Source organism: Paenibacillus lutrae (assembly GCF_009757775.1).
In the GTDB taxonomy this organism is placed as follows: Bacteria; Bacillota; Bacilli; order Paenibacillales; family NBRC-103111; genus Paenibacillus_F; species Paenibacillus_F lutrae.
In genome coordinates this window covers 132795-153538 of record NZ_RHLK01000009.1, presented here as the reverse complement: position 1 = coordinate 153538, position 20744 = coordinate 132795, and the positions used below count along the sequence as shown (strand labels likewise).

Annotated in this window: 16 protein-coding genes; 2 read left to right on the top strand and 14 right to left on the bottom strand. The window is 52.4% G+C overall.

What is annotated here, in order from left to right; translation table 11 throughout:
• Window positions 1-97: 97 nt before the first annotated feature.
• From EDM21_RS16240 to thrS, 3 genes are all read right to left on the bottom strand, one after another.
• A complete protein-coding gene (locus tag EDM21_RS16240) occupies window positions 98-1552 on the bottom strand; it encodes an LLM class flavin-dependent oxidoreductase (protein WP_157337089.1) in 1455 nt (484 codons plus the stop codon).
• Between the two features lie 314 nt (window positions 1553-1866).
• A complete protein-coding gene (locus EDM21_RS16235; protein WP_166542053.1) occupies window positions 1867-2103 on the bottom strand; it encodes a DUF6953 family protein in 237 nt (78 codons plus the stop codon).
• A gap of 232 nt (window positions 2104-2335) precedes the next feature.
• Entirely contained in the window at window positions 2336-4249 is a 1914-nt protein-coding gene (thrS, locus tag EDM21_RS16230; protein WP_157337087.1) for a threonine--tRNA ligase, read from the bottom strand.
• Between the two features lie 543 nt (window positions 4250-4792).
• Between thrS and EDM21_RS16225 the strand changes: the two genes are divergently transcribed.
• Window positions 4793-5350 (top strand): DJ-1/PfpI family protein, encoded by a 558-nt coding sequence (locus EDM21_RS16225; protein WP_157337086.1) that lies wholly within the window; start codon window positions 4793-4795, stop codon window positions 5348-5350.
• A gap of 118 nt (window positions 5351-5468) precedes the next feature.
• Here EDM21_RS16225 and EDM21_RS16220 read toward each other — a convergent pair whose 3' ends face one another.
• Window positions 5469-6509, bottom strand: a complete 1041-nt coding sequence (locus tag EDM21_RS16220) for a YheC/YheD family protein (RefSeq protein ID WP_166542052.1) — start codon at window positions 6507-6509, stop codon at window positions 5469-5471.
• A 194-nt stretch (window positions 6510-6703) separates the two neighbouring features.
• Here EDM21_RS16220 and EDM21_RS25315 point away from each other — a divergent pair, with 194 nt between their 5' ends.
• Window positions 6704-7516 carry a collagen-like protein gene (locus EDM21_RS25315; RefSeq protein WP_275938796.1) on the top strand — a complete coding sequence of 271 codons (813 nt, stop codon included), beginning with the start codon at window positions 6704-6706 and terminating at the stop codon, window positions 7514-7516.
• A gap of 95 nt (window positions 7517-7611) precedes the next feature.
• Here EDM21_RS25315 and EDM21_RS25260 read toward each other — a convergent pair whose 3' ends face one another.
• The 10 genes from EDM21_RS25260 to EDM21_RS16170 form a co-directional block, all read right to left on the bottom strand.
• Window positions 7612-7737, bottom strand: coding sequence for a hypothetical protein (locus tag EDM21_RS25260; RefSeq protein WP_268893089.1), 126 nt, complete (start codon window positions 7735-7737; stop codon window positions 7612-7614).
• Window positions 7738-7748: 11 nt separating this feature from the next.
• Entirely contained in the window at window positions 7749-9263 is a 1515-nt protein-coding gene (gene opuFB / locus EDM21_RS16210; protein WP_166542051.1) for an osmoprotectant update ABC transporter permease/substrate-binding subunit OpuFB, read from the bottom strand.
• Window positions 9260-10264 (bottom strand): ABC transporter ATP-binding protein, encoded by a 1005-nt coding sequence (locus EDM21_RS16205; RefSeq protein WP_157337082.1) that lies wholly within the window; start codon window positions 10262-10264, stop codon window positions 9260-9262. Before EDM21_RS16205 ends, opuFB begins: the two co-directional genes overlap by 4 nt.
• A 324-nt stretch (window positions 10265-10588) precedes the next feature.
• Window positions 10589-11395, bottom strand: coding sequence for an SDR family NAD(P)-dependent oxidoreductase (locus EDM21_RS16200; protein ID WP_157337080.1), 807 nt, complete (start codon window positions 11393-11395; stop codon window positions 10589-10591).
• 90 nt (window positions 11396-11485) lie between these two features.
• On the bottom strand, window positions 11486-12235 hold the full coding sequence (locus EDM21_RS16195; RefSeq protein WP_166542050.1) for an SDR family oxidoreductase: 750 nt from the start codon (window positions 12233-12235) through the stop codon (window positions 11486-11488).
• A 429-nt stretch (window positions 12236-12664) separates the two neighbouring features.
• Window positions 12665-14251, bottom strand: coding sequence for a copper amine oxidase N-terminal domain-containing protein (locus EDM21_RS16190; protein WP_157337076.1), 1587 nt, complete (start codon window positions 14249-14251; stop codon window positions 12665-12667).
• 153 nt (window positions 14252-14404) lie between these two features.
• The gene (locus EDM21_RS16185) at window positions 14405-14962 is read right to left on the bottom strand and encodes an SLOG family protein (RefSeq protein WP_157337074.1); all 558 of its coding nucleotides are present in this window, start codon (window positions 14960-14962) and stop codon (window positions 14405-14407) included.
• 129 nt (window positions 14963-15091) lie between these two features.
• Window positions 15092-17692, bottom strand: coding sequence for a metallophosphoesterase (locus EDM21_RS16180; RefSeq protein ID WP_166542049.1), 2601 nt, complete (start codon window positions 17690-17692; stop codon window positions 15092-15094).
• Entirely contained in the window at window positions 17682-18992 is a 1311-nt protein-coding gene (locus tag EDM21_RS16175) for a class I SAM-dependent methyltransferase (RefSeq protein WP_157337072.1), read from the bottom strand. Before EDM21_RS16175 ends, EDM21_RS16180 begins: the two co-directional genes overlap by 11 nt.
• Before the next feature lie 42 nt (window positions 18993-19034).
• Window positions 19035-19817, bottom strand: coding sequence for a nucleotidyltransferase domain-containing protein (locus EDM21_RS16170; protein WP_157337070.1), 783 nt, complete (start codon window positions 19815-19817; stop codon window positions 19035-19037).
• Between the last annotated feature and the right edge of the window lie 927 nt (window positions 19818-20744).

Sequence of the window (20744 nt, the reverse complement as noted above, 5' to 3'; positions counted from 1 at the left end):
TCCAATTAAATGTGTCCTTGATTCCAGCCCGATTAGTTGTTAACGTTAACTTCCTCTGCCGTCATAGATCGGAGATACGGACCGGTGATCTCCAGCATCAGACACCGCTGACCTCTGCGCCCGCCTCAGCCAGCTGCGCCCTCTTCGTAAAGTGTCCGGCTGCCGGCCTCTCCAGGCCAAGATGCTCGCGCAGAGTCCTCCCGCTGTAATCGCTTCGGAACAAACCGCGGTCCTGCAGAATCGGCACGACCTTGTCCACGAAATCATCCAGATGCCCGGGAAGCACGGGCGGCATGATGTTGAAGCCGTCGCAGCCGTACTCCTCGAACCAATGCTCCATCAGATCCGCCAGCTGCTGCGGCGTGCCCACGAACTGGAGGTGGCCTCTGGCTCCGATGAGCCGCTTGCCGATCTGCCGGATCGACAGCTGCTCCCGCCGGGCCGTGTCCATAATGAGCTGGACACGGCTTTTCATCCCGTTGGAGGCGCCTACGGGATCGGGGATCTCAGGCAGCTGCCCGTCAAGCGGATAGCCGCCGAGGTCGAAGTTCAGCAGACCGGACAGCATCAGGACAATCGTATCGTCCGGGATGAGGTCCTGAAGCTGCCTGAAGCGAAGCTGCGCTTCTTCTTCGGTGTCGCCTATGACCGGCGACAAGCCCGGCATAATCTTCAGGCTGCCGGGCAGCCTGCCATGCTCCGCCAGCTTGCCGTTTAAGCCGGCGTAGAATTCCTTCGCCGCAGCCAGCGACTGCTGGGCGGTGAAGATGACTTCGCCGAAACTGGCGGCGAAGTCCTGCCCCGGGCCGGAAGACCCGGCCTGGATGAGGACGGGATAGCCCTGCGGAGGCCGCGGCACGTTGAGCGGCCCGCGTGTAGAATACCACTGCCCGCTGTAATCGGCAGGGGTGATCCGCGCCTCGTCGGCGAACTGCCCCGACTGGCGGTCCAGGATGAGCGCATCATCCTGCCAGCTGTCCCACAGCCGGGTCGCCGCTTCCGCGAACTCGCGGGCCATCTCATAGCGGAGACCGTGCTCCGGATGCTTCCCGCGCCCGTAGTTCAGCGCCTCGACATCCAGCTGCGAGGTGACGATGTTCCAGCCTGCACGGCCGCCGCTGATGTGGTCCAGCGTTGCGAACTTCCGCGCCACATTGTAAGGCTCATTGTATGTCGTTGACACTGTAGCCGTGAGACCGATCCGTTCCGTCACGACCGAGAGGGCCGACAGCAGCGTCAGCGGCTCCAGCATTCCTGCCGCGGCAGGACCGACGTTCTGTGCGTAGAGCAGATCCGCAAAGAAGATCATATCGAATTTGCCGCGCTCGGCCGTCTGCGCCAGCCTCTTGTAAAAGTCAAAATCGAACAGCTTCTCAACGCCTGAGTCAGGCTGACGCCAAGCTGTATGATGATGGCCGGTGTAGTAAAGAAATGCACCCAGGTGAAGCTGTCCCTGTCTGCGGCCGGCCCGCTTGGGAGAGCTGTGCTCCCCTGAAACCCCTGTTTTACTAACCCTATCTTCGCTCCCGCCGCTTTTCTTCCATTCGCTCATCCCATTACCCTCTTCCTTGTATACATTAATTTTACTATTCCAACCGGTTTAATAGACTTTAGAGTATAAAAAAAGAGACCCAGCGGCTGCCTCAACAGGCACAGCGCGCTAAATCTCCAGTTGTCTGGTAGAAATACCGTCTATTTCATATACCAAGTTTCACATGACGTTATTGTAACGAGACTTGTGAAAAGCTGTCAATCGAATTTTACGCCTGCTGCCGGCCTGCCCCTCTCCCAGCATAAACAGTTATCCGGCGGATATGTCCCGTTAACTGATCTCGCGTAACTGCTCTCGCGCCCATTAACCTCTCTTTATGTCCACGCCCAGAAAAAACCGTCTCGTTCCCAGGCCACTTTGCCGCCATGCAGTTTGCGGAAAGCTTTGATCACATCTTTGGATAGGGATGCATTTCCGTTCTCGTTCACATAAACAAAATGCTCGCCAAAATGCGATTTGATATGAGCTATCGCCTCTTCTTGTCTGAGAATTCCCTTGAACTTCGTTTCGTTAACCATCCATTCCGCAACCTCTTGAGGTGTGATTTCCACAGGTACCCACTCCTTATCTGTATCTAAAGTAACAGGTCAACCGCTGAAATGCAAAAGTCCGGATTTGCCTGCATCACTTCCGCTTTTGCACTATGAAGATGCTCATAAGCATACTAATTGTCCGAACGATTCTGAAAATACCGCTTTTGAATATCCGCACGACTAAGATGCTCCATCAGAGGCAGGCCTAACGGTTAACCGCACACTCCTTACCGCCTCGTCACCAACTTCCTTACGCCCGCGACTTGATTTCGGCCTTCAAATGCTCCGCAGTCTCCTGCACGCTCCTGCCGCCAAGATCGCCCTCGCCTCTTTTGCGGATCGAGACCGTGCCCTGCGTCCGCTCATTCTCACCGACAATCAGCATGTAAGGGACTTTCTCCATCTGCGCTTCGCGGATCTTGTAGCCGAGCTTCTCGCTGCGGCCGTCTACTTCGGCGCGGATACCGGCATCCAGCAGCTCTTTCCTCACCTGCAGCGCATAGTCCAGGTAATTATCGGACACCGGCAGGATCTTGGCCTGTACCGGTGCGAGCCAGAGGGGGAATTGTCCGCTGTAATGCTCCGTCAGGATTCCGATAAACCGGTCAATGGAGCCGTACACGGCGCGGTGAATGACCACAGGCCGGTGTTTCAGGTTATCCTCGCCGATATAGGACAGCCCGAATTTCTCCGGCATCTGGAAGTCCAGCTGGATGGTAGCGCACTGCCAGCTCCTCTTCAGCGCATCCCGGATATGGAAATCAATCTTGGGACCGTAGAACGCTCCGTCTCCTTCGCTGAGCCGGTACTCTGCTCCGCGGCGCTCCAGCACGTTCTTAAGCGCATTCTCGGCTTGATCCCACAGCTCTTCCGAGCCCATGGAATCTTCGGGGCGGGTAGACAGCTCCATCGAATATTCGAAGCCGAACACCTGATAGAACTGGTCGATCAGCGAGATGACGCGGGAAATTTCTTCTTCAATCTGATCCGGCCGCACGAAAATATGTGCATCATCCTGACAGAATGTGCGGACACGCATCATGCCGTTCAGAGCGCCGGACAGCTCGTGCCGGTGCACCTGGCCGAATTCCGACAGGCGGATCGGCAGCTCCCGGTAGGAATGGAGGCTGTTTTTGAAAATAAGCATATGGCCCGGGCAGTTCATCGGCTTCAAAGCAAACTTCGTCTCATCGACATCCGTAAAATACATGTTGTCCCGGTAATGATCCCAATGGCCGGACTGCTCCCACAGCCGCTGGTTCATCATGAGCGGAGTGCGGACTTCCTCGTAATCCTGCTTCGCCTGAAGTTCCCGTGAGAAGCTCTCCAGTTCGTTGCGGACAGCCATTCCGCCCGGCAGATAGAACGGCATTCCCGGCGCTTCCTCCGAGAACATGAACAGGCCCAGTTCCTTGCCGAGCTTGCGGTGATCCCGCTTCTTCGCTTCTTCGAGCAGATTCAGATGCTCATCCAGTTGAGCCTTCTTCGGGAACGCCGTTCCATAGATGCGCTGCAGCATCTTGTTGTCCGAATCGCCGCGCCAGTAAGCACCCGCCACATTCAGCAGCTTGAAGGCTTTAATCCGGCCGGTTGAGGGCAAATGAGGTCCCCGGCACAGGTCCAGAAACTCACCCTGCTCATAAATCGTAAGGACCGCCTCCTCCGGCAGATCACGGATCAGCTCCAGCTTCAGCGGGTCGTTCTTCGCTTCAAAAATTGCGGCGGCTTCTTCACGGCTTACTACCCTGCGCAGAATCGGGAGATTCTCCTGGACAATCTTCCCCATCTCCTGCTCGATAGCAGCGAGATCTTCCGTAGAGAGCGGCTTTTCTATATCCATGTCATAATAAAATCCATCGTCAATGACGGGCCCGATTCCAAGCTTTACCGACTCTTCCCCGTAAATACGCTTGACCGCCTGTGCCATCAAATGCGCCGTGCTGTGCCGGTAAATCTCAAGCCCTTCCTTGCTGTCCAGCGTTATAATCTCAAGCACGCTGTCTTCCTCAATGGGACGGCTTAAATCCGCAAGGACACCGTTCACCATTCCCGCCACGGCTTGCTTCTTCAGACCGGAACTGATCGATCCTGCGACTTGCTCAATCGTCGTGCCGCGCGCGAACTCCCGAATATTTCCGCTTGGCAGCGTCACTTTGATCCACATATCCATTCCTCCAGATTAGGGTTATTTGAACGCAAAAAAACGCATCGTCATCCCAAGGGACGAGTGCGTTCAGCTCGTGGTTCCACCCTAATTTGACCCCTCTGGTCCAGCGCCGGTCAACCGGCTTCTCTATCCATAAGGGTCCTCATCAAGCATCCGTTAACGGGGATAAGGCGGCGCTGCTTAATTGCTCTGCTTACACGAGCAGCAGTTTCAGCAGCACGGCTGCAAAGGGGTAATTCCGTCATCAGTCGCTGAAGGGGTTCGCAGCCTGGGCCCCTCTCTCTGTGCAGCCGGGTAACGGAATGTTGTCTCTGGTCAATGCCGGGTTGATCTATCTTGGGGATCATTATATAGTTCGACAATGTGTCAGGTCAAGAGCAAATTATCGGAGCACTATTTTCTTAACTCATCCCAGACCCGGTGGAATCTTCCGTCATTCTTCTCTTTACAGAATTTCCAATATCCTTCAGAATCAGGATAAGGGGAAGCCACAACGGCTTTGTTTGCCCCGGAGACTATATCTGCTGGAGGAGTGATCCCATGTCCAAGAAGATCCTTTTCATTACAGGCGATGCCGTCGAAGCTCTGGAAATTTATTATCCCTATTATCGCTCGCTGGAAGAAGGTTATGAAGCGGTCATCGCTTCACCGGCCAAAAAGGTGCTGAACACGGTCATTCACGATTTCATCGGATGGGATACATACACCGAGAAACAAGGATATTTGCTCGAATCCCATGTTTCTTTTGCCGATGTGGACCCTGCCGAATTCGATGGTCTTATCATACCTGGGGGCCGGGCTCCCGAGTACATCCGGCTGGATGAGAACATTCCGCGCATCTTGAGTCATTTCTTCGAGAACAACAAACCCGTCGGCGCAATCTGCCATGCAGCGCTTGTTCTTGCCGCTTTGAAAGACAACCGGTACTTCCAGGGGCGTACGATGACGGCCTATACGGCCTGCCGTTATGACGTGGAAAGTCTGGGTGCAACCTACACGACAGATCCGCTGCACGTCGACGGCAACATTGTGTCGGGCCACGCCTGGCCGGATCTGCCGGGATTTATGAGGGAGTTCCTGAAATTGATCAGAAATTAAATGAGTACATTAATTAGTCTGAATACATTAATAAAAACCAGTGCCTGCAGGCGCTGGTTTTTATTCGAATTTTGCTGAAATATAGGCAAATCTTGCGGTTTTCACAATATACAATCTCTCAAAATTGTGCTAAATAATAAGCATATTCAATGGGTCTGCTATAAATAAGTTTCTTATGTTTAAATCGTTTCAAATCATGATAAATATTTTTTTGGGGTTTTCCGTTCATTTCAATAATCCATAACTTCCCCTGCTCATCCAGGACAAAATCCACACTCAGTTCTCCCAATGATCCCGTAATAGTTTCTGCTTCTTTAGCAGCTCTCACACTTACCTCCGACAGAGTTTTGAGGGTTTCGTCCATTTTTTCCGTTGAAAATAATTTAGAAAAAATTTCTGCAGCATCGCAGACAGATTTACACATACTCGTGTTAAAGTAATCGTCGTAAGCGACTCTTGATGTCAAGGCAGACACCGTCCATTCTCCAAGAATGCCTTTCTGGACAAGGACCCGGATATCAAAATACTGATGACCAAGCCGGCTCGTACGGATTCCTTGCTGGACCATATATTTCCCTGGGCTGAGCAGTTCATTTAATTTATCCTGAATGTCTTCATTCTTCCTGCAAATAAATCTTGGAGCCAGGCTGTGCATAGAGATGTGAATATCCCCATATTCCATTCGTTCAAGCCGGTAAACGGATTCCCCCTTAGATCCATACAAAGGCTTAATATACAGAAGTTTATATTGCTCCAATAGTTTTGATATATTCACTTCATGATATAAAAATGAATCGGGTACATAAGGATTAATATTGGACTGTTTTAACAGGTGATAGAAGTCCCATTTATTAAATGAATTAATACTGTTGAAACATTTATTCCTGCCGATTGTTCTCTCCAACCGTTGTATGGTTAGTAATCTATCTTTGTTAAAACAACGGTTATAGACAGCATGCGGAAAAGGGAAGGAGTTTTGCTTCCATTTGCCCTTTGTGAAGCTAAATCCAATAATCTGCTGTTCCTCCCACACAATATCTTCCGGAGTAAAGGCGTAAAGCTTAAGTTTTAAATGATGATACCGTTGATAAAACTCCAATATTCTCTTCCGGCTGCTCCTCTTCTCTACCAGAATACCTATTAAAGGGCGTTTCTCCACTCCCATCCCCCCCGGACTTTCTTACCTTATCAAATGCAGGCAATGGAATAATGGTATGGGGCTCCAGCATAGCTGAAAGATATTCAGCCAATGCACGCCTCTATTAGCCTATTTAAAATTTGATAGGTGTTTGTTGTGTCTATCTTTCCAGGCTTTTAATAGGATGAATTACGTTTGTAAAGGGAGATGAGCGAATGGGAAAATGTAATTGTCCACCAGGACCTCCAGGACCAGAAGGACCAAGAGGTCTCCAAGGGCCGCAAGGAATCCCAGGACCTACCGGACCAGCAGGAGGACCGGTCGGCCCCACAGGGGCGGCGGGACCGGCCGGGCCGGCAGGTGCTACAGGTCCTGCAGGACCCGCGGGAGGGCCGCCGGGACCCGCTGGTCCCGCAGGACCGACAGGACCAGCAGGACCGGCCGGGCCCGCGGGACCCGCAGGAGGGCCGCCAGGACCAGCAGGTGCTACAGGAGCTACAGGACCGGCTGGTGCCGCAGGGCCCGCAGGCGCTACAGGAGCTGCAGGACCAGCGGGTGCTACAGGAGCTGCAGGACCCGCTGGTGTTACGGGTCCTACAGGCGGAGTATTAGGCTTTGCTGATTTTTTTGCATTGATGCCTCCGGATAACGCAGCTACGGTTGCTCCCGGTACAGACGTAAGTTTCCCGCAGAACGGACCTACCAGCGGGGCTGCTATCGTTCGTACGGGCCCCAGCACATTTAACTTGGCTGCAATCGGCACTTATCAGGTTTTGTTTCAGGTGAGCGTGGCCGAAGCAGGTCAACTCATCTTAACCCTTGGCGGTGCTGATCTGGCCTATACGATAGTCGGGCGAGCAACAGGCACTTCTCAGATCGTAGGAATAGCTCTTGTACAAACAACCGTCATCAACTCAATTCTCACCGTACGAAATCCTGCCGGCAACTCCACGGCATTAACCATCACCCCTCTTGCCGGAGGAACAAGGCCGGTTTCTGCACACCTTGTTATCACGCAGATCGCGTAGAGAGCAATAATCGGCTCGTTCATACGCCATATGCATGGAACGGATGCCGCAATCCATTTTCAAAATGGATGAAGGACTGAGGATGGCAAACCATTCTAAGTGTTATCGAACAACAAAGAGGGCGGCCTGACGGCTGCCCTCTTCTTTTTGGCGGATGCGACGAACATAGACCTCTTGCCGCTCTTCCGGAGAAGAGCTGTAAGTGCGGACCATGAATCCACCGTGCTTCCTCCTATTTCAAAAGCCCCGCTTTCGTCAGATAATCCTTGGCGGTCTGTTCGGTCGAAGCTCCCTCTACATTCACCTTGTAATTCATTTCGCGCATCTCATCATCGGTAATTTTACCGGCTAATTGATTCAGCACATCCCGGAGTTCCGGATGCTTATCGAGTGTTTCGGTACGCAGCACCGGAGCGCCCTGATAAGGCGGGAACAGCTCCTTGTCGTCCTGGAGCATCGTAAGATTGTACTGTCTGAGCTCACTATCGGTAGAGTAGGCGTCCACCATCGTGATATCTCCGGACTGGATTGCCTGATACCGGATTTTGGGCTCCATTTTGCTCAGATTAGGGAAAGTAAGCCCGTAAAGCTTCTGAATGCCCTTGTATCCGTCCTCGCGGTCGGCGAATTCAAGGGTGAAGCCCGCTTTGATGTTCTGCACCTTCTTCAGGTCGGAGATGGTCTTCAGGTTCTGCTTCTGCGCGAGGTCCGCCGTAACGGCTAACGCATACGTATTGTTATAAGCCATAGGCTCCAGCATCTCCATGCCGAACTTATCCAGCATCCCTTGATGCGCCTGGTCGTAGACCTGCTTGCGGTCCGTGCTGACCGGCGTTTCTTTAATAAATTCCGAGATCGCGGTCCCTGTAAATTCCGGGTAAATGTCAATCTCGCCGGACTTCAGGGCATTGAAGACGAACGACGTCTTCCCGAGCCCCGGCTTCAGTTCGACCGTAAGGTCCGTGTCCTGTTCAATGAGCTGCTTGTACATCTGAATGAGAATTTCCGGCTCGGCGCCAAGTTTCCCTGCGATCACCAGGTTCTTATCCTTGCCTCCCGTGAAATAAGGAATTACGATCAGCAGCGCAGCGACCAGTACGGCCGCACCAGCGACCGGCAGGAAGCGGCGGAAGGACAATCGTTCGAAGCCGCGCAGCAGCAGATCGAACAAAATCGCCAGCAGCGCGGCCGGTATTGCGCCAAGGATGATCAGCGCCGAATCGTTGCGGTCGATTCCGAGCAGAATCAGCTCGCCGAGGCCGCCTGCTCCGATCAAGGCCGCCAAGGTCGCGGTGCTGATGATCAGGACCGTAGCGGTCCGGATGCCGGCGAGGATGACGGGCAGCGCAAGCGGCAGCTCCACCTTGAGCAGCCGCTTACGGCTGTTCATCCCCATAGCCCGCGAAGCTTCGATCAGCGATGGATCAACTTCCTTGATCCCTGTGTAGGTATTGCGCAGAATCGGCAGCAGAGCATAAATGACCAGCGCGATAACAGCCGGCACTCTCCCGATGCCGAATAGGGGAATCAGCATTCCGAGCAGCGCCAGAGACGGTATCGTCTGGAGTACGGCCGTAACGCCGATAATGCTTTCAGCCGCCTTGGGCTTGCGGGTTAGATAGATTCCCAAAGGAACGGCGATGAGCAGAGCGAAGAACAAGGCAATCACCGACAGAATTATATGGTCTGTAACGGCTCCCAGCAATTGCGATTGTCTTTCCTGAAGCACCTGGAAAAATGTATTCACTGGACAGCACCCGCCTTCACCCGTTCCGACATGAATTGCAAGAGAGATTGCCGCGTAATACTACCGAGTATTTCGCCATCCTTCTCTACGGTGATGATGTCATTCGCCGCAAGAAGCTCCAAAGCATCTTCCAGCGTGGTGTCCGCGCTCACAACTGCAGCGGACGCCGGAATCCCCGCTATGGCGCCAGCTCCCGTGAGATCCGCATGGACCTCAGCGCGGCCGGATGCCCGCAAGATCTCTTCAAGCGTCAGATTCCCGCTGAACATGGACTGCCTTGATGCTCCGCCGACGAATTGACGGACGAAGTCGTTGGCCGGATGCTCCAAGAAGCCCTGCGGCGTATCAAGCTGCTCGATTCTGCCTTCGTTCATGAGGCAAATCCGGTCTCCGAGCTTCAGCGCTTCTTGAATATCGTGGGTAACGAACACGATTGTTTTCTTAATGCGGTTCTGAAGCTCGAGCAAATCGTTCTGCAGCTTCTCCCGGCTGAGCGGGTCCAGCGCGCTGAACGGCTCGTCCATCAGGATAATCTCAGGATCGGAGGCCAGGGCCCGGATCACTCCGATCCGCTGCTGCTGGCCGCCGGACAGCTCGGCCGGCTTGCGGGAGCGGTACTCGGCCGGCTCCAGCCCGACCATCTCCAGCAGCTCATCCACACGCCTGCTTATGCGGCTGCGCTCCCATTTTCTCAGCTCCGGAACGATTGATATGTTCTCTTCGATAGTCATATGCGGGAACAGCGCAATCTGCTGGAGCACATAACCGATGTTCCAGCGCAGCTCGTGGATGTCGTACTCGCTGATTTTTTTCCCGTTAATCCACAGCGTGCCTTCCGACAGCGGGATTAGACGGTTGATCATTTTTAGCGTAGTCGTTTTACCGCAGCCGCTGGGTCCGATCAACACCAGAAATTCTCCCTCCCGGATCGTCAAATCCAGAGAGTCTACAGCTGTCACATTACCGGAGTAATGCTTAGACACATTCTCAAAACGGATCATAAAGTTCTCCTTTGCCGGCGGCTCATTTCCTTCCATACCTATGCTGCTTTTCCCGGTTATAAGCTTTTTTTGTATGAGCCCCATAACGGCCTGATTGTTTCCTCTATATAATAGCCGCTGAGCGCATAAATGAATCTCTTCCGGCCCTGTCTGGCCGGGGAAACTATTGGTAAAACAAAAATACGCGAGGACCGACAAAGCATCGATCGCCGCGTATTTTTCAGGCAGTCATTTCGTATTAATATAATCAACGCTGACTATTTTATCATACAATATATAGTCAATGTTGATTATATACTTAATGAAGTGAAAGTAAGGAACTACTTAGCCTTGACTCTTGGCAGCCAATTCCCGAAAATCAGGAGCTGTAGGGTTAGAGAGGTAGTGACCGCCCTCTACCTGCAGAGTTTGACCGGTAACGAATTTGGATTCATCCGAAGCAAAGAACAGAACCGCGCTCGCAATATCATCCGCTTCGCCATGGTAAGGAAGAGCATTGTATTTGGCGAAAATATCCAGCATTTGCGGAGGAATGTTGTTCTTCGCAGCCGGAGTCAGAATGAGACCCGGCGCTACGCCGTTGCAGCGGATATTCTGACGGCCGTACTGAGCCGCTACGTATTTGGTTACATTTACAACCGCAGCTTTGGAAGCTCCGTATGCAAGACGGATCACGTCTCCGGCAAATGCAGCCATGGAAGCCGTGTTAATGATGGACCCGCCGCCCGCTTCGATCATATGTGGAATGGCATATTTGCAGCCGATGACCACACTCTTAAGATTTACGTTCATCAAGCGGTCCCATTCGTCCAGATCAATGTTCACAACATCCAGATCTTTCTGAAGATTCGTTAAGCCTACGTTGTTGAACAGCACATGAATCGCGCCGAACTTCTCAACAGTTATGTCGATTGTCGCTTTAATGGATTCTTCTTTGGAAGCATCCAGGAAAATACCGATAGCTTCGCCGCCCTGGCTGACGATTTCCTGCGCCGCCTGCTCGGCTCCGGCTTGATTGAAGTCGGCAATTACGACTTTAGCGCCTTCTTTGGCAAACATTTGAGCGGTAGCAAGACCGATGCCCGATGCTCCGCCTGTTATAATAGCTACTTTACCTTGTACGCGTCCCATAGATGTCTTCTCCTTTAAGTTGGAAGCGGCTTCCGGCGGCATTCCCGCCGTAAGCCGCTTGTCCTATGTTGTATTGTATAACCTTTTATATTATCGCAGCATAATGGAGCCGCCGTCCACCATCAAAGTTTGACCGGTCATGTAATCGGAATCGGAGCTTGCCAGGAACACCGCTACACGGCCGATATCCTGTTCAGGATCGCCCATTTTGCGGAGCGGAATCTTGTTCACCGTAGCTTCATATTCCGCCGGGAAATGCTGCTTCCAGTTCTCTACGCCCGGTGTATAAGCGATAGGGGAAATCAGATTGACATTGATCCCGTCCGGACCCCACTCGTTCGCCACGACACGGGTAAGACCGCGGATCGCTTCTTTGGCGGCCGCATAGGAAGCCTGATTCAGCATACCATTGAGACCGGCGCCGGAAGCGAAGTTGATTACTTTGCCCTTCGTCGCTTTCAGATGAGGATAGCATTCCTGCATGAAATAATAGGTCGGATAGAAGCCGGTATTGAACGACAGGGCCAGCACATCATCCGTCGTGTCTACAAAAGGCATCTGCTTGGAAACATGGGCATTGTTGACCATAATATCCAGTCTGCCGAATGTTGATACGGTCTCTTCTACAATATGTTTAATGACCGCGCGGTCCGTAATGTCACCTTTGATGAATTTGCCCTGGCTCAGCTCATTGAGTTCTTGCTCCGTAGCTCTGCCCTTCTCTTCGTTGACGTCGACGATCACAATCTTCGCGCCTTCCTTGGCCATCGCATGGGCCATCCCTCTGCCGATCCCGGAAGCGCCGCCTGTAATAATCGCGACTTTATCTTGTAACCTCACAATAACTCCACCTCTCATAAGATGTTATATTTTTAAGCCGTATTTCTAACATACGCCTTTTAATCGGCAAAAACAATTTTCTCCCCAGCCGTTCAACAGACTGACAAAAGTGAGTGATTTGATGGAGAAATTTTACTGGGAACATTGGACAAAACGCTATATTCCACACCCTTGGGAACTGTTCCAGTATTTGCAGGAAAGGCCGCTTTTAGTCATAAGATCGGTTAAACAGGAATGTCCCCTCCCCGGAAAATAAAAAAATGCGCCGTTAGGCGCGGAACTCCATGTTATAGATCCATCCATAAGCTGAGGACTTGCCGGTAGTCAGTGAGGCCCTCTCCGGGGCCCCTTTTCCATGTTGCTGTGCAAGCTAGTGAATCATTCGTTAATCTTCTGATTTCGTGTACAAGAGAATTCCACCCTGCTCCTTTACTTCCCGTCCGGATAAAACTTCATCGTCATCTCCCCTGCCGGAAGCTCGTAACTTAAATCAGCTTCGGCATAAGTAATCCCCTCGTAAGTAACCCGGGTGTAACAATGATCGACACCCAGTACATTTCCCCAATGCTCCTGCACGTAGCTGTTCATCCATTCCTTCTTCGCTTGTTCGGGCAGCTCCTTGAACTGGACCAAAGCTTCCCGGGACGGCAGATCGAGGATCATGATGGCTTCACTCGGATTTAAGCCGTACAAATTCCCCTCATCGATTCCGTCTATTACTTCCTGGTTGATTTCCTTCTTCAGCTTCATAATTGTATAGGAAGTCGAAGTCGTGTCAGGCGCGGCAGCTTTATAAGAGTCTTGCTCATAGTAGCCGCTCGATATGACTTTACCCGAAGAATTGGACCGTTTGCCGATTCCCTCCGCCCGGCCGTCATATACTTCCCCTTCATAGATATCGCCGTTCTCGTATAGGATTCTGCCCTTCCCCGATTTCATAAAATATTTAAACTGACCTTCGTAGTTTAATCTGCCGTCCGGCCCGTACCACTTCCCGGCCCCATGGGGAATGTCGTCCAGAAAATCTCCCTCATACATCACTTGACCCTGCATCAAGGAACTATAGAGCTTCCCCTTGCCCTGCTTGAGGCCATTCACGAACTGCCCCTCGTAATTGAGATGCCCGCCGCTGTAGGTTTGGCCAAATCCGTTAGGGTTACCATCCACAAATTCTCCCGCATAATACAAGCTTCCATCTTCGAAATAATATTTTCCGGTTCCTGTCGGGATATTATCTGTATAACTGCCTTCATACTTTACTTTTCCGTCTTTGTAGTAGAGCTTGCCGGTCCCTTCTCTGGCTCCGTCAACAAATTCTCCGATATAGTAAGAACCGTCATCGTAAATTATTTTCCCTTGCCCGTTTGCGAGGTTGCCGGCAAATTGCCCTTCGTAATACGAGGACGGATTATCCAGATCGAACTGCCTGCCTGTGCCTTCCATGCTGCCTGACTTAAAATCGCCTTCATACCACAGTTCACCTTGATAAGAGTAACTTCCTTTCCCTTCTTTGATCCCGTCTGTCATGTCCCCCTTATACACAAGATCTCCTGAATAGAGAAGATCGTTGGTATTGGATTTAAACGTCGGATTAATATGAATGACCTGGCCGGCATCAGAATCCCCGCTCCAGGATACGGCTCTTCCTGTTGCTTCTCCGACAAAGCGCAAGGGAATGAAGGTCGTGCCGTTGGTAAGTCTGGCCGGTACAGCCAGCGTCTTCGTTTCGCCATTGACAACAGCCGCAGGCTGATCGATGGCAAGCGAAATCGTCCACCCGCCCTTTTTACCCAAAACCGTCTGTGTATCTGCATCCCAAAGAACCTCAATTCCGAACTTTTCAAAAAGAGGCCGGAAAGGAACCAGTGTGATTCCATCTTCCACATAGGGCGCCTCCTCAAAATTCATCAATTCGGCGTCCACAAACACGAAGATCTGAGGTGTCTGGGCATGCATGTTGGCCGGCACACACAGGAATAAAGCCAAGATCAGTACTGTTAACCATTGTTTCTTCAAGTGATTGTTCTCCTTTGGATACGATGTAGTAGTTTACTTATTTTTCCTCCCGATTATATTCGCTGCGCTTAGGGTCAAGTTCCTCCGCAATTCGCTGTCTCAATAAAAAAAGCCGAGGCAGTTAAATACTGCCCGGCTTGTGGGTTGTCCGATTTACTCAAATCCCCTCATGTTCTCTTCATCCGCAATGTTCTGCACATCCTCCGGGGTGATAAACATGCATACGTATCCCTCGTCCTCCTGCTTCTTGAGGGCACGTTCCTTCATGAACTTCGGACTTCCCTCTCCCGCTTCTTCGTCATAAAACAGCATTATCCCATCGGTTTTGCGCAGCAGCAGATCATCTCTGGCTTTCAGCTGCCACACGCCGTTGTAAGGCTGCTTGCTGACGGCCGCATAATAATCGACCCCCTGGAGAATCCGCCTGTAAAAGTCCTGTTTGTCCTCTTTCCACTTTTCTTCCGGATTCTCGTAAGCTGTAATGACCGACAACCGCAGGTGCGGATACAGCTCCTTCAGCTCAATGACAACTTCGCAAGCCCACAGATCGACCCCGTACTGGCCGGCCGTAATGACCCATTCTAGCCCTTCTTCGATGAGGGGAACGAGCTTGCCGGCGATCGCTTTTTTGATATAGGGAATGCCTTCGTGCTTTTCATTAAAAATATTCAGCTCATGCGCCCGGTAGCCGGTAACGAGGAGGTTCTTCATGCTGGGTAACTCCTTCAAAGCAGTCTATGTGCCAGAATAGCCGGCATCTTCATACTTGGGTATGGATTATATCAGAAAGTCCAGGTATTGGATACTATCGCTATCCCCCAGCATCAGCCTCCTCCATGTCTACAGGCGCGGATCGATCTCCTTCTCCTGCGCCACCTCGAACAGCAGGTCCGCTGCCGCCTGCTTGTAGCCCTCATGGCTTGGCGCAATATCCGCAAGCGGAATTTGCAGCATGCGCTGCCCGAGCCGGTGCTCATTCAGGGAAGTCCTCAGCTTCTGCCGGATGCTCTTCTGCTTCATCAGCTTGCTGTATTTGTGCGGGAACCGGTAATCGTAACCGTAGATGATGGACATGTACTCAGCGTTACGTACCTTCATGTACGGGACCACCTTACTCCGTGCTGCGTCTTCCACAGCCTGCTCCGGCTTGATGACGACGCCTTCCATCCCGTTCTCCGTGGTAAGCTTCGCAAAATACGCCCGCGCTTGCTCGTATGAATCCGGCGAGGTCAAATCCAGCCGCAGCGCCTCGTCCTCCGACAGGAAACGGTACATGTCGGAAGTCTTCCATATCGGCATTTCCTCACGGCCGTCCGTGCAGATCATTTTCAGAACGGCAAATGGCTTGTAGGCCAGCTCGCCATCGCCCGCATACAAATCCAGCTGCTTCTTGTAGGTCTCATATGCGGCCCGGTGCCCGGCAAGCGATACCTTATTCTCCAGAATGCCGCGCAGATTCTTGTAGTTCTGGTACACGCTGGACCCGTATTTCTCGCTGAGAGCCGACTTGTTCAGATGAAACTGATCCTGCTCGAAGCCGCTCTCGCGGTACGCTTGCGCCAGCTGCCCGAAGGCCTGCTCGAAACCGCTGGTTTCCAGGAAGGCCAGCTCGGTTTCCAGCGCTTTCTCAATCGGCCGGAACTGCTTGTCGATCAGTCCCTCGCCCAGTACGCGCCATGGAAGCAGCTCTCCATCCAGAATCAACACGGCGAGATCGTTCTCTTCCATGTAAGCGCCGAGCTTATCCAGCAGCTTCTCATAGACAGGCGTCAGATCCACGCCGACAATCTTGTAGCCGTTCCGGCTGACCGCGTAGCTCCCGGCCGGGTCGCGGTGCAGGTACACATTGCAGCGAGAGCCCATGTATTTGGGCTGGAGGACAACTTCGGTTACGCCGTGCTCCTTGTAATAATCCAATCCGCGCCTCAGCGACTCCAGCTCCCCGGCGGCCTCATCCTTGTCCGCCGGGGACATGGTGCCCGAGATGAAGTTAATCCGGTTGCGCGAGCAGTAGTTCAGTCTGCGCAGATCCTCCGCATCCAGGTCGTGAAGCGACACGTTTCTTTCCTGCTGGAACAATGTCTGAAGCTCTTCATGCAGAGCTGTTCCACCCGCCCGGCGGGATTTATAGACCGGCTTATACGTAATGCTTACGGATGTCAGCGCATTCCCCTGCACAGAGCCGGTATCCAGATGCAGCTTATTGCGGATGCGGAAGGCCTGCTTGGCCGCCACATGCCCGAAGATGTGAAGCGGGTGATTCTTAACCGCTTCCTCTTGCAGAAAAGCAAGCTGCTCCTCCAGCGGAGCGCTTCGGTCAATGCGGAAGTTCCGCTGGTGGCGCGCCGAGTTCGTGTCGAGCTTGCCGATGTACTTATTGCGGCAAGGGGCGTGTGTCACGAAGAACGACGGCCCCTGCACTCCGATTAGCCGGTAGAACGGCTTGGAGCGCTCCACTAGCGCATTGAACTTCGCGAGCAGCTCCGGATCGCCGGCTAATACCTGCGTGGAATCGAAATACGTATGCAGCAGCTCCCGGTCGATCCCGCTGATTTCCCCGCGCAGGTACTTGTATACGAAGTTCTCATGATTGCCGAGCACCAGCAGAAAATGCTCCCGGTTCTCATACAGAAACTCGACCGTTTCGCGGGTGTTCCGGCCCTTGTCGATCCAGTCGCCGACGAGGATAATCTTCGTGCCCTGCATCCGGCCTGCGGCAATCAGGCGGCTGCCTTCGATTCCGAATCCGTAATCCATGAGCAGTCCCTTCAGCTCTCCGGCACATTCGTGGACATCGCCGACAACGATGTATTTATGCTCCTGCGGCAAGATCGCCGCCCTATACTCCGCTTGATCATCCACCACGATTTTATAGGCTTCATTCGTCCGCTCCTCTGCGGGCAGGTAGAAATCTTTGGCGCGTATCTTATGAACTTTCGCATACCCTTCCCGTCCAAGCGATCCGAGCACTTCTTTGCGCAGCCGGTTAATGTGGCTGGTGATCAGTTTCTTGGAGCGCTCCGAGGAATAGTAGTCTTCTCGTTTGCGGTAATCGAACAAGATGACTTCGAGGTTGTAGTTATGGTCATGCGCGATCTCCCGGACTGCTGCCCTGAAATCTTCTGCAAGCCCTGTTGTATCCACGACGACGAACTCCGCATTAACCGGGAACGAGGTCGCCATCTTAAGACGGGCAAACAGCAGCTGGAAAGCCTGCTCGCTCGCCTCCAGCATAACTTGATCGTACTTGTCGTATTCGAACCCGAGTATTTCCTGACGGATACTATCCGAAGACAAGTACTGGACGTTCGCCTTCAGGGCCCGGCTTTCATCCTGAAACCGGAGCTGAGGGATCAGAACCTCCCGGGCAAACGTCGTTTTGCCGCATTCCGTTGACCCTACCAGCATATAGATCGTATGGATCTTCGTTCTAATCTCCACCTGCCACCGCCTCCTTGTTCTTCACAATCACGCCTTGGGTCGTCTGAACACCGTTCACTCCGTCTCCGATCGCCGCGAATGTATAATCCAGCCGCAGCCTGCCTCCCGGACCGGCTTCAGCTTCCAGTTCACCGGCCAAATCTGTAAACCACCGCCGGAATTCTTCCAGTCCCATTTCCCATTTGTGATCGTCATGCCGGAATCCTTCCAGCTCATAATACCCGTTAAAATCCGCATTGGGCGTCGTAATGACGAACGTATGAAAATCAACCTTCGTGCATACCTGCTTAATCAGCTCCCGAGCTTCCTCCAGACTCATATGCTCGATAACCTCCGTCAGCAACACATCCACCTGCTCGCCGTTATACCCCTCCAGGAATGCTTCTATGGAAGCCAGCGCCACCAGATTATCCAGCTCCTTGGCACTGGCCTTGCGCTTCACTACTTCCAGCGTCTCCTCATGGATATCCACCGCGTAGTAACTGCCTTCAATTTTTCCTGCAAAAGGAATCGCATAGAACCCTTCCCCGCAGCCCAGATCGAGGATGGACTTGTCAAAGGGGAGAACGCCGCGGATGTAATTCCGTCTCTGATGCGCGGTGCTGCCGAAATCAAACAGGATGCTGTAACGGTCTGTTTGTTCCAGTTTCGCCTTGTACTCCTTAAACCGTTCCTTCGAGGTCAGGAAATTCCTTGCGAACAAGCTGCGAATATAGAATGGCGCGTCTATTACGTGAATACTGCTGATGTATTTATCCAGGATGTTATCCGAAATGTCGATATATTCTTCTCCGAACTGAGCCAGGAACAGGCATAATACGCTCACCACATTCAGCAGCTGATACAAGCTTCTGCCCGTCGTCACGGTCAGCGAATAACTTTTGTGGGTGAGATGGGTCAGCGTGAAGTTGAAATCAGGCAGGTGCTTTTCAAAAAACTCCACATACCGGACCAGCTGCACATGAATCACCGGAATCGTACAGGTATTCTCGTAACCATCCGTATCCCGGTCATCGCGCACCTTCAGCGGAGCGGAGAAAAACTCATTCAGCGCGTTCAGCGGGAACAATGGCGTGTTGTAACGGGACACGTTCAAATATTCAAAGTTCTCATCCTGATGCCTCTTGTAAGAAATTTCGTTGTCCGCATCTTTGAAATACACGTTAAAAGTGGAAGAATCCGTATACCAGCCGTAGGCCGTCCCTTTACGGACCGACCTCAGCATCATGCCGGAGCCCGGATTTTTCTTGATGATGAAGGACAAATCCGGGTTGGTGGACTTCACCTGAAATATAGCCATGCGTATCGACTCCTTATCTAATGTTCTAGTCGTAAAAAACGCCTACCCCCACACTTCCTGCAGCGCCGAGCGGAAAAGCTTATCCAACTGCTCCTGACCCGGAAGAATCGCGTCATCCATGGCGGCTGCCGTTTGCTCGAAATGCGCGATCCGCTCTTCCAGAAATTCATTCAGCGGGGTCAATTTCGGCTCGTAATCCAGCTCTTCGCCCGCTTTTTTACGGGACAGCAGCAGCTGGAGGACGCCATACAGCTCGCTCTCCTTCGGTATAAGCGCATCGACCAGCGCGCCGAATTCCATCGGAGGCATACTGTTGCGGGATTCTATCCAGGTGCATGCCAGAAGCGGCCTCAGCACGTAGAAGTACTTTTTGATCTTCACCCGATCCCCCTGCAAATACTGCCGGTAGTTCCCTTTTGCCATATTGAGATAATGGTACGTACAAGACTTCGGGGAGAAGGTTAACGGAGATAAGCTCCGGATCTGCTCCGCCACCGAGTATTCCTCATAATAACGGATCGGGGACTGAAGCCACTCCAGCAGCGGCGGGTTCGATTTGCGGAACAGATAGAGCGCTTTGCGCAGGTCCCAGCCGCTCAGATCCAGCAGATCGTGGATCGGCTTCTCGATCACATCTCTCTTTTCAAAAACAGACAAGTACCATGAGACAGGCCGCACGTATATAAAACGGACGTCATAATCGCTGTCGCGGGAAGGAAATCCCCACGCACGGCTCCCCGATTCGCAGGCATATAAAATACGCACACCCTCTTGCTGCTCGATATGCTGAAGCTCCGTTCGTATAGTCGACCGGTAATCTGACATATGATGTCACTCCTTTGCTTGTTCGCAATATGGTTCAGTATGGTTCAGGGTCAGGTTCAGGTTCATTGGAGCGTCCCGCATGATATAAAATCAGCTTCGGTCGATTCCGTTCAATGATTCTCATGCTTACGGATATAACCGAAAAAGGCCACGGACTCAAGAGTCCATGACCGGATTTTACGCTGTATCGGGAGGCACCTGGCAGACTCGAGTCTAAATAGAGTCCGGATAATCCCCCGTACGAATACAATTCCGGCAGGCCGCTGAGCATGCACTGCATCTATGAAGATGTGACGCGATAGTGCGACGTTCATCCTGCTGCTGATTAACCCCGCAAATATCCTGATGCAGATTTAGCATGTTCATCGGCCTCCCTTGTCCTTAATTAGTAGTGAAAGTATACTTCATGTTCCAAATGTTGTAAATGACGACCCATTGTATAACGTTACGCGCCTGCTTATCCCGCTACTCTTCGGACCCGTCCAGACTCAGACTCATCGCCGACACGCGCTCCGTCAAAGACTCATAGCCCTGCACCGTCTGCGCGATGTACGCAAGCACGGTGTCGCTCCAGCCGTAAATGCCTTGCAGCTCACCCTGTTCTCATACTCTTTAATAGTCGAAGGAACCCTTACCAGCGCTTCGCTCCATAGGCGTATGTATGTAAAGATCATGGAGGAAGTTCAAGCGTTTGACAGGCACAGACTGCTCTACCGGGCTGAGCTACCCTGCCTTGCGGCAGGAGTTGGATTCGAACCAACGGCAAGTCGCTTAAAAGGCGAAGTAACCCGTCGGGGCGCCTCAATGATCGGATCGTGCGGCCGGCACCGGGGTGCCGATCTCACCCTCTTATCATCGCTCATTCCGGCCGGAACGAACATGGCGAAAGTATTACGACCGCCGAGAAAGTTTGGCATTCCGCCCAGA

Bases quoted from the DNA above. Each gene is read 5' to 3' on its own strand.
- EDM21_RS16240 (WP_157337089.1), bottom strand. From the start codon at position 1,552: ATGAGCGAATGGAAGAAAAGCGGCGGGAGCGAAGATAGGGTTAGTAAA.
- EDM21_RS16205 (WP_157337082.1), bottom strand. From the start codon at position 10,264: ATGATCCGTTTTGAGAATGTGTCTAAGCATTACTCCGGTAATGTGACA.
- EDM21_RS16185 (WP_157337074.1), bottom strand. From the start codon at position 14,962: ATGAAGAACCTCCTCGTTACCGGCTACCGGGCGCATGAGCTGAATATT.
- EDM21_RS16175 (WP_157337072.1), bottom strand. From the start codon at position 18,992: ATGGCTATATTTCAGGTGAAGTCCACCAACCCGGATTTGTCCTTCATC.
- EDM21_RS16225 (WP_157337086.1), top strand. From the start codon at position 4,793: ATGTCCAAGAAGATCCTTTTCATTACAGGCGATGCCGTCGAAGCTCTG.
- EDM21_RS25315 (WP_275938796.1), top strand. From the start codon at position 6,704: ATGGGAAAATGTAATTGTCCACCAGGACCTCCAGGACCAGAAGGACCA.
- thrS (WP_157337087.1), bottom strand. From the start codon at position 4,249: ATGTGGATCAAAGTGACGCTGCCAAGCGGAAATATTCGGGAGTTCGCG.
- EDM21_RS16200 (WP_157337080.1), bottom strand. From the start codon at position 11,395: ATGGGACGCGTACAAGGTAAAGTAGCTATTATAACAGGCGGAGCATCG.
- EDM21_RS16170 (WP_157337070.1), bottom strand. From the start codon at position 19,817: ATGTCAGATTACCGGTCGACTATACGAACGGAGCTTCAGCATATCGAG.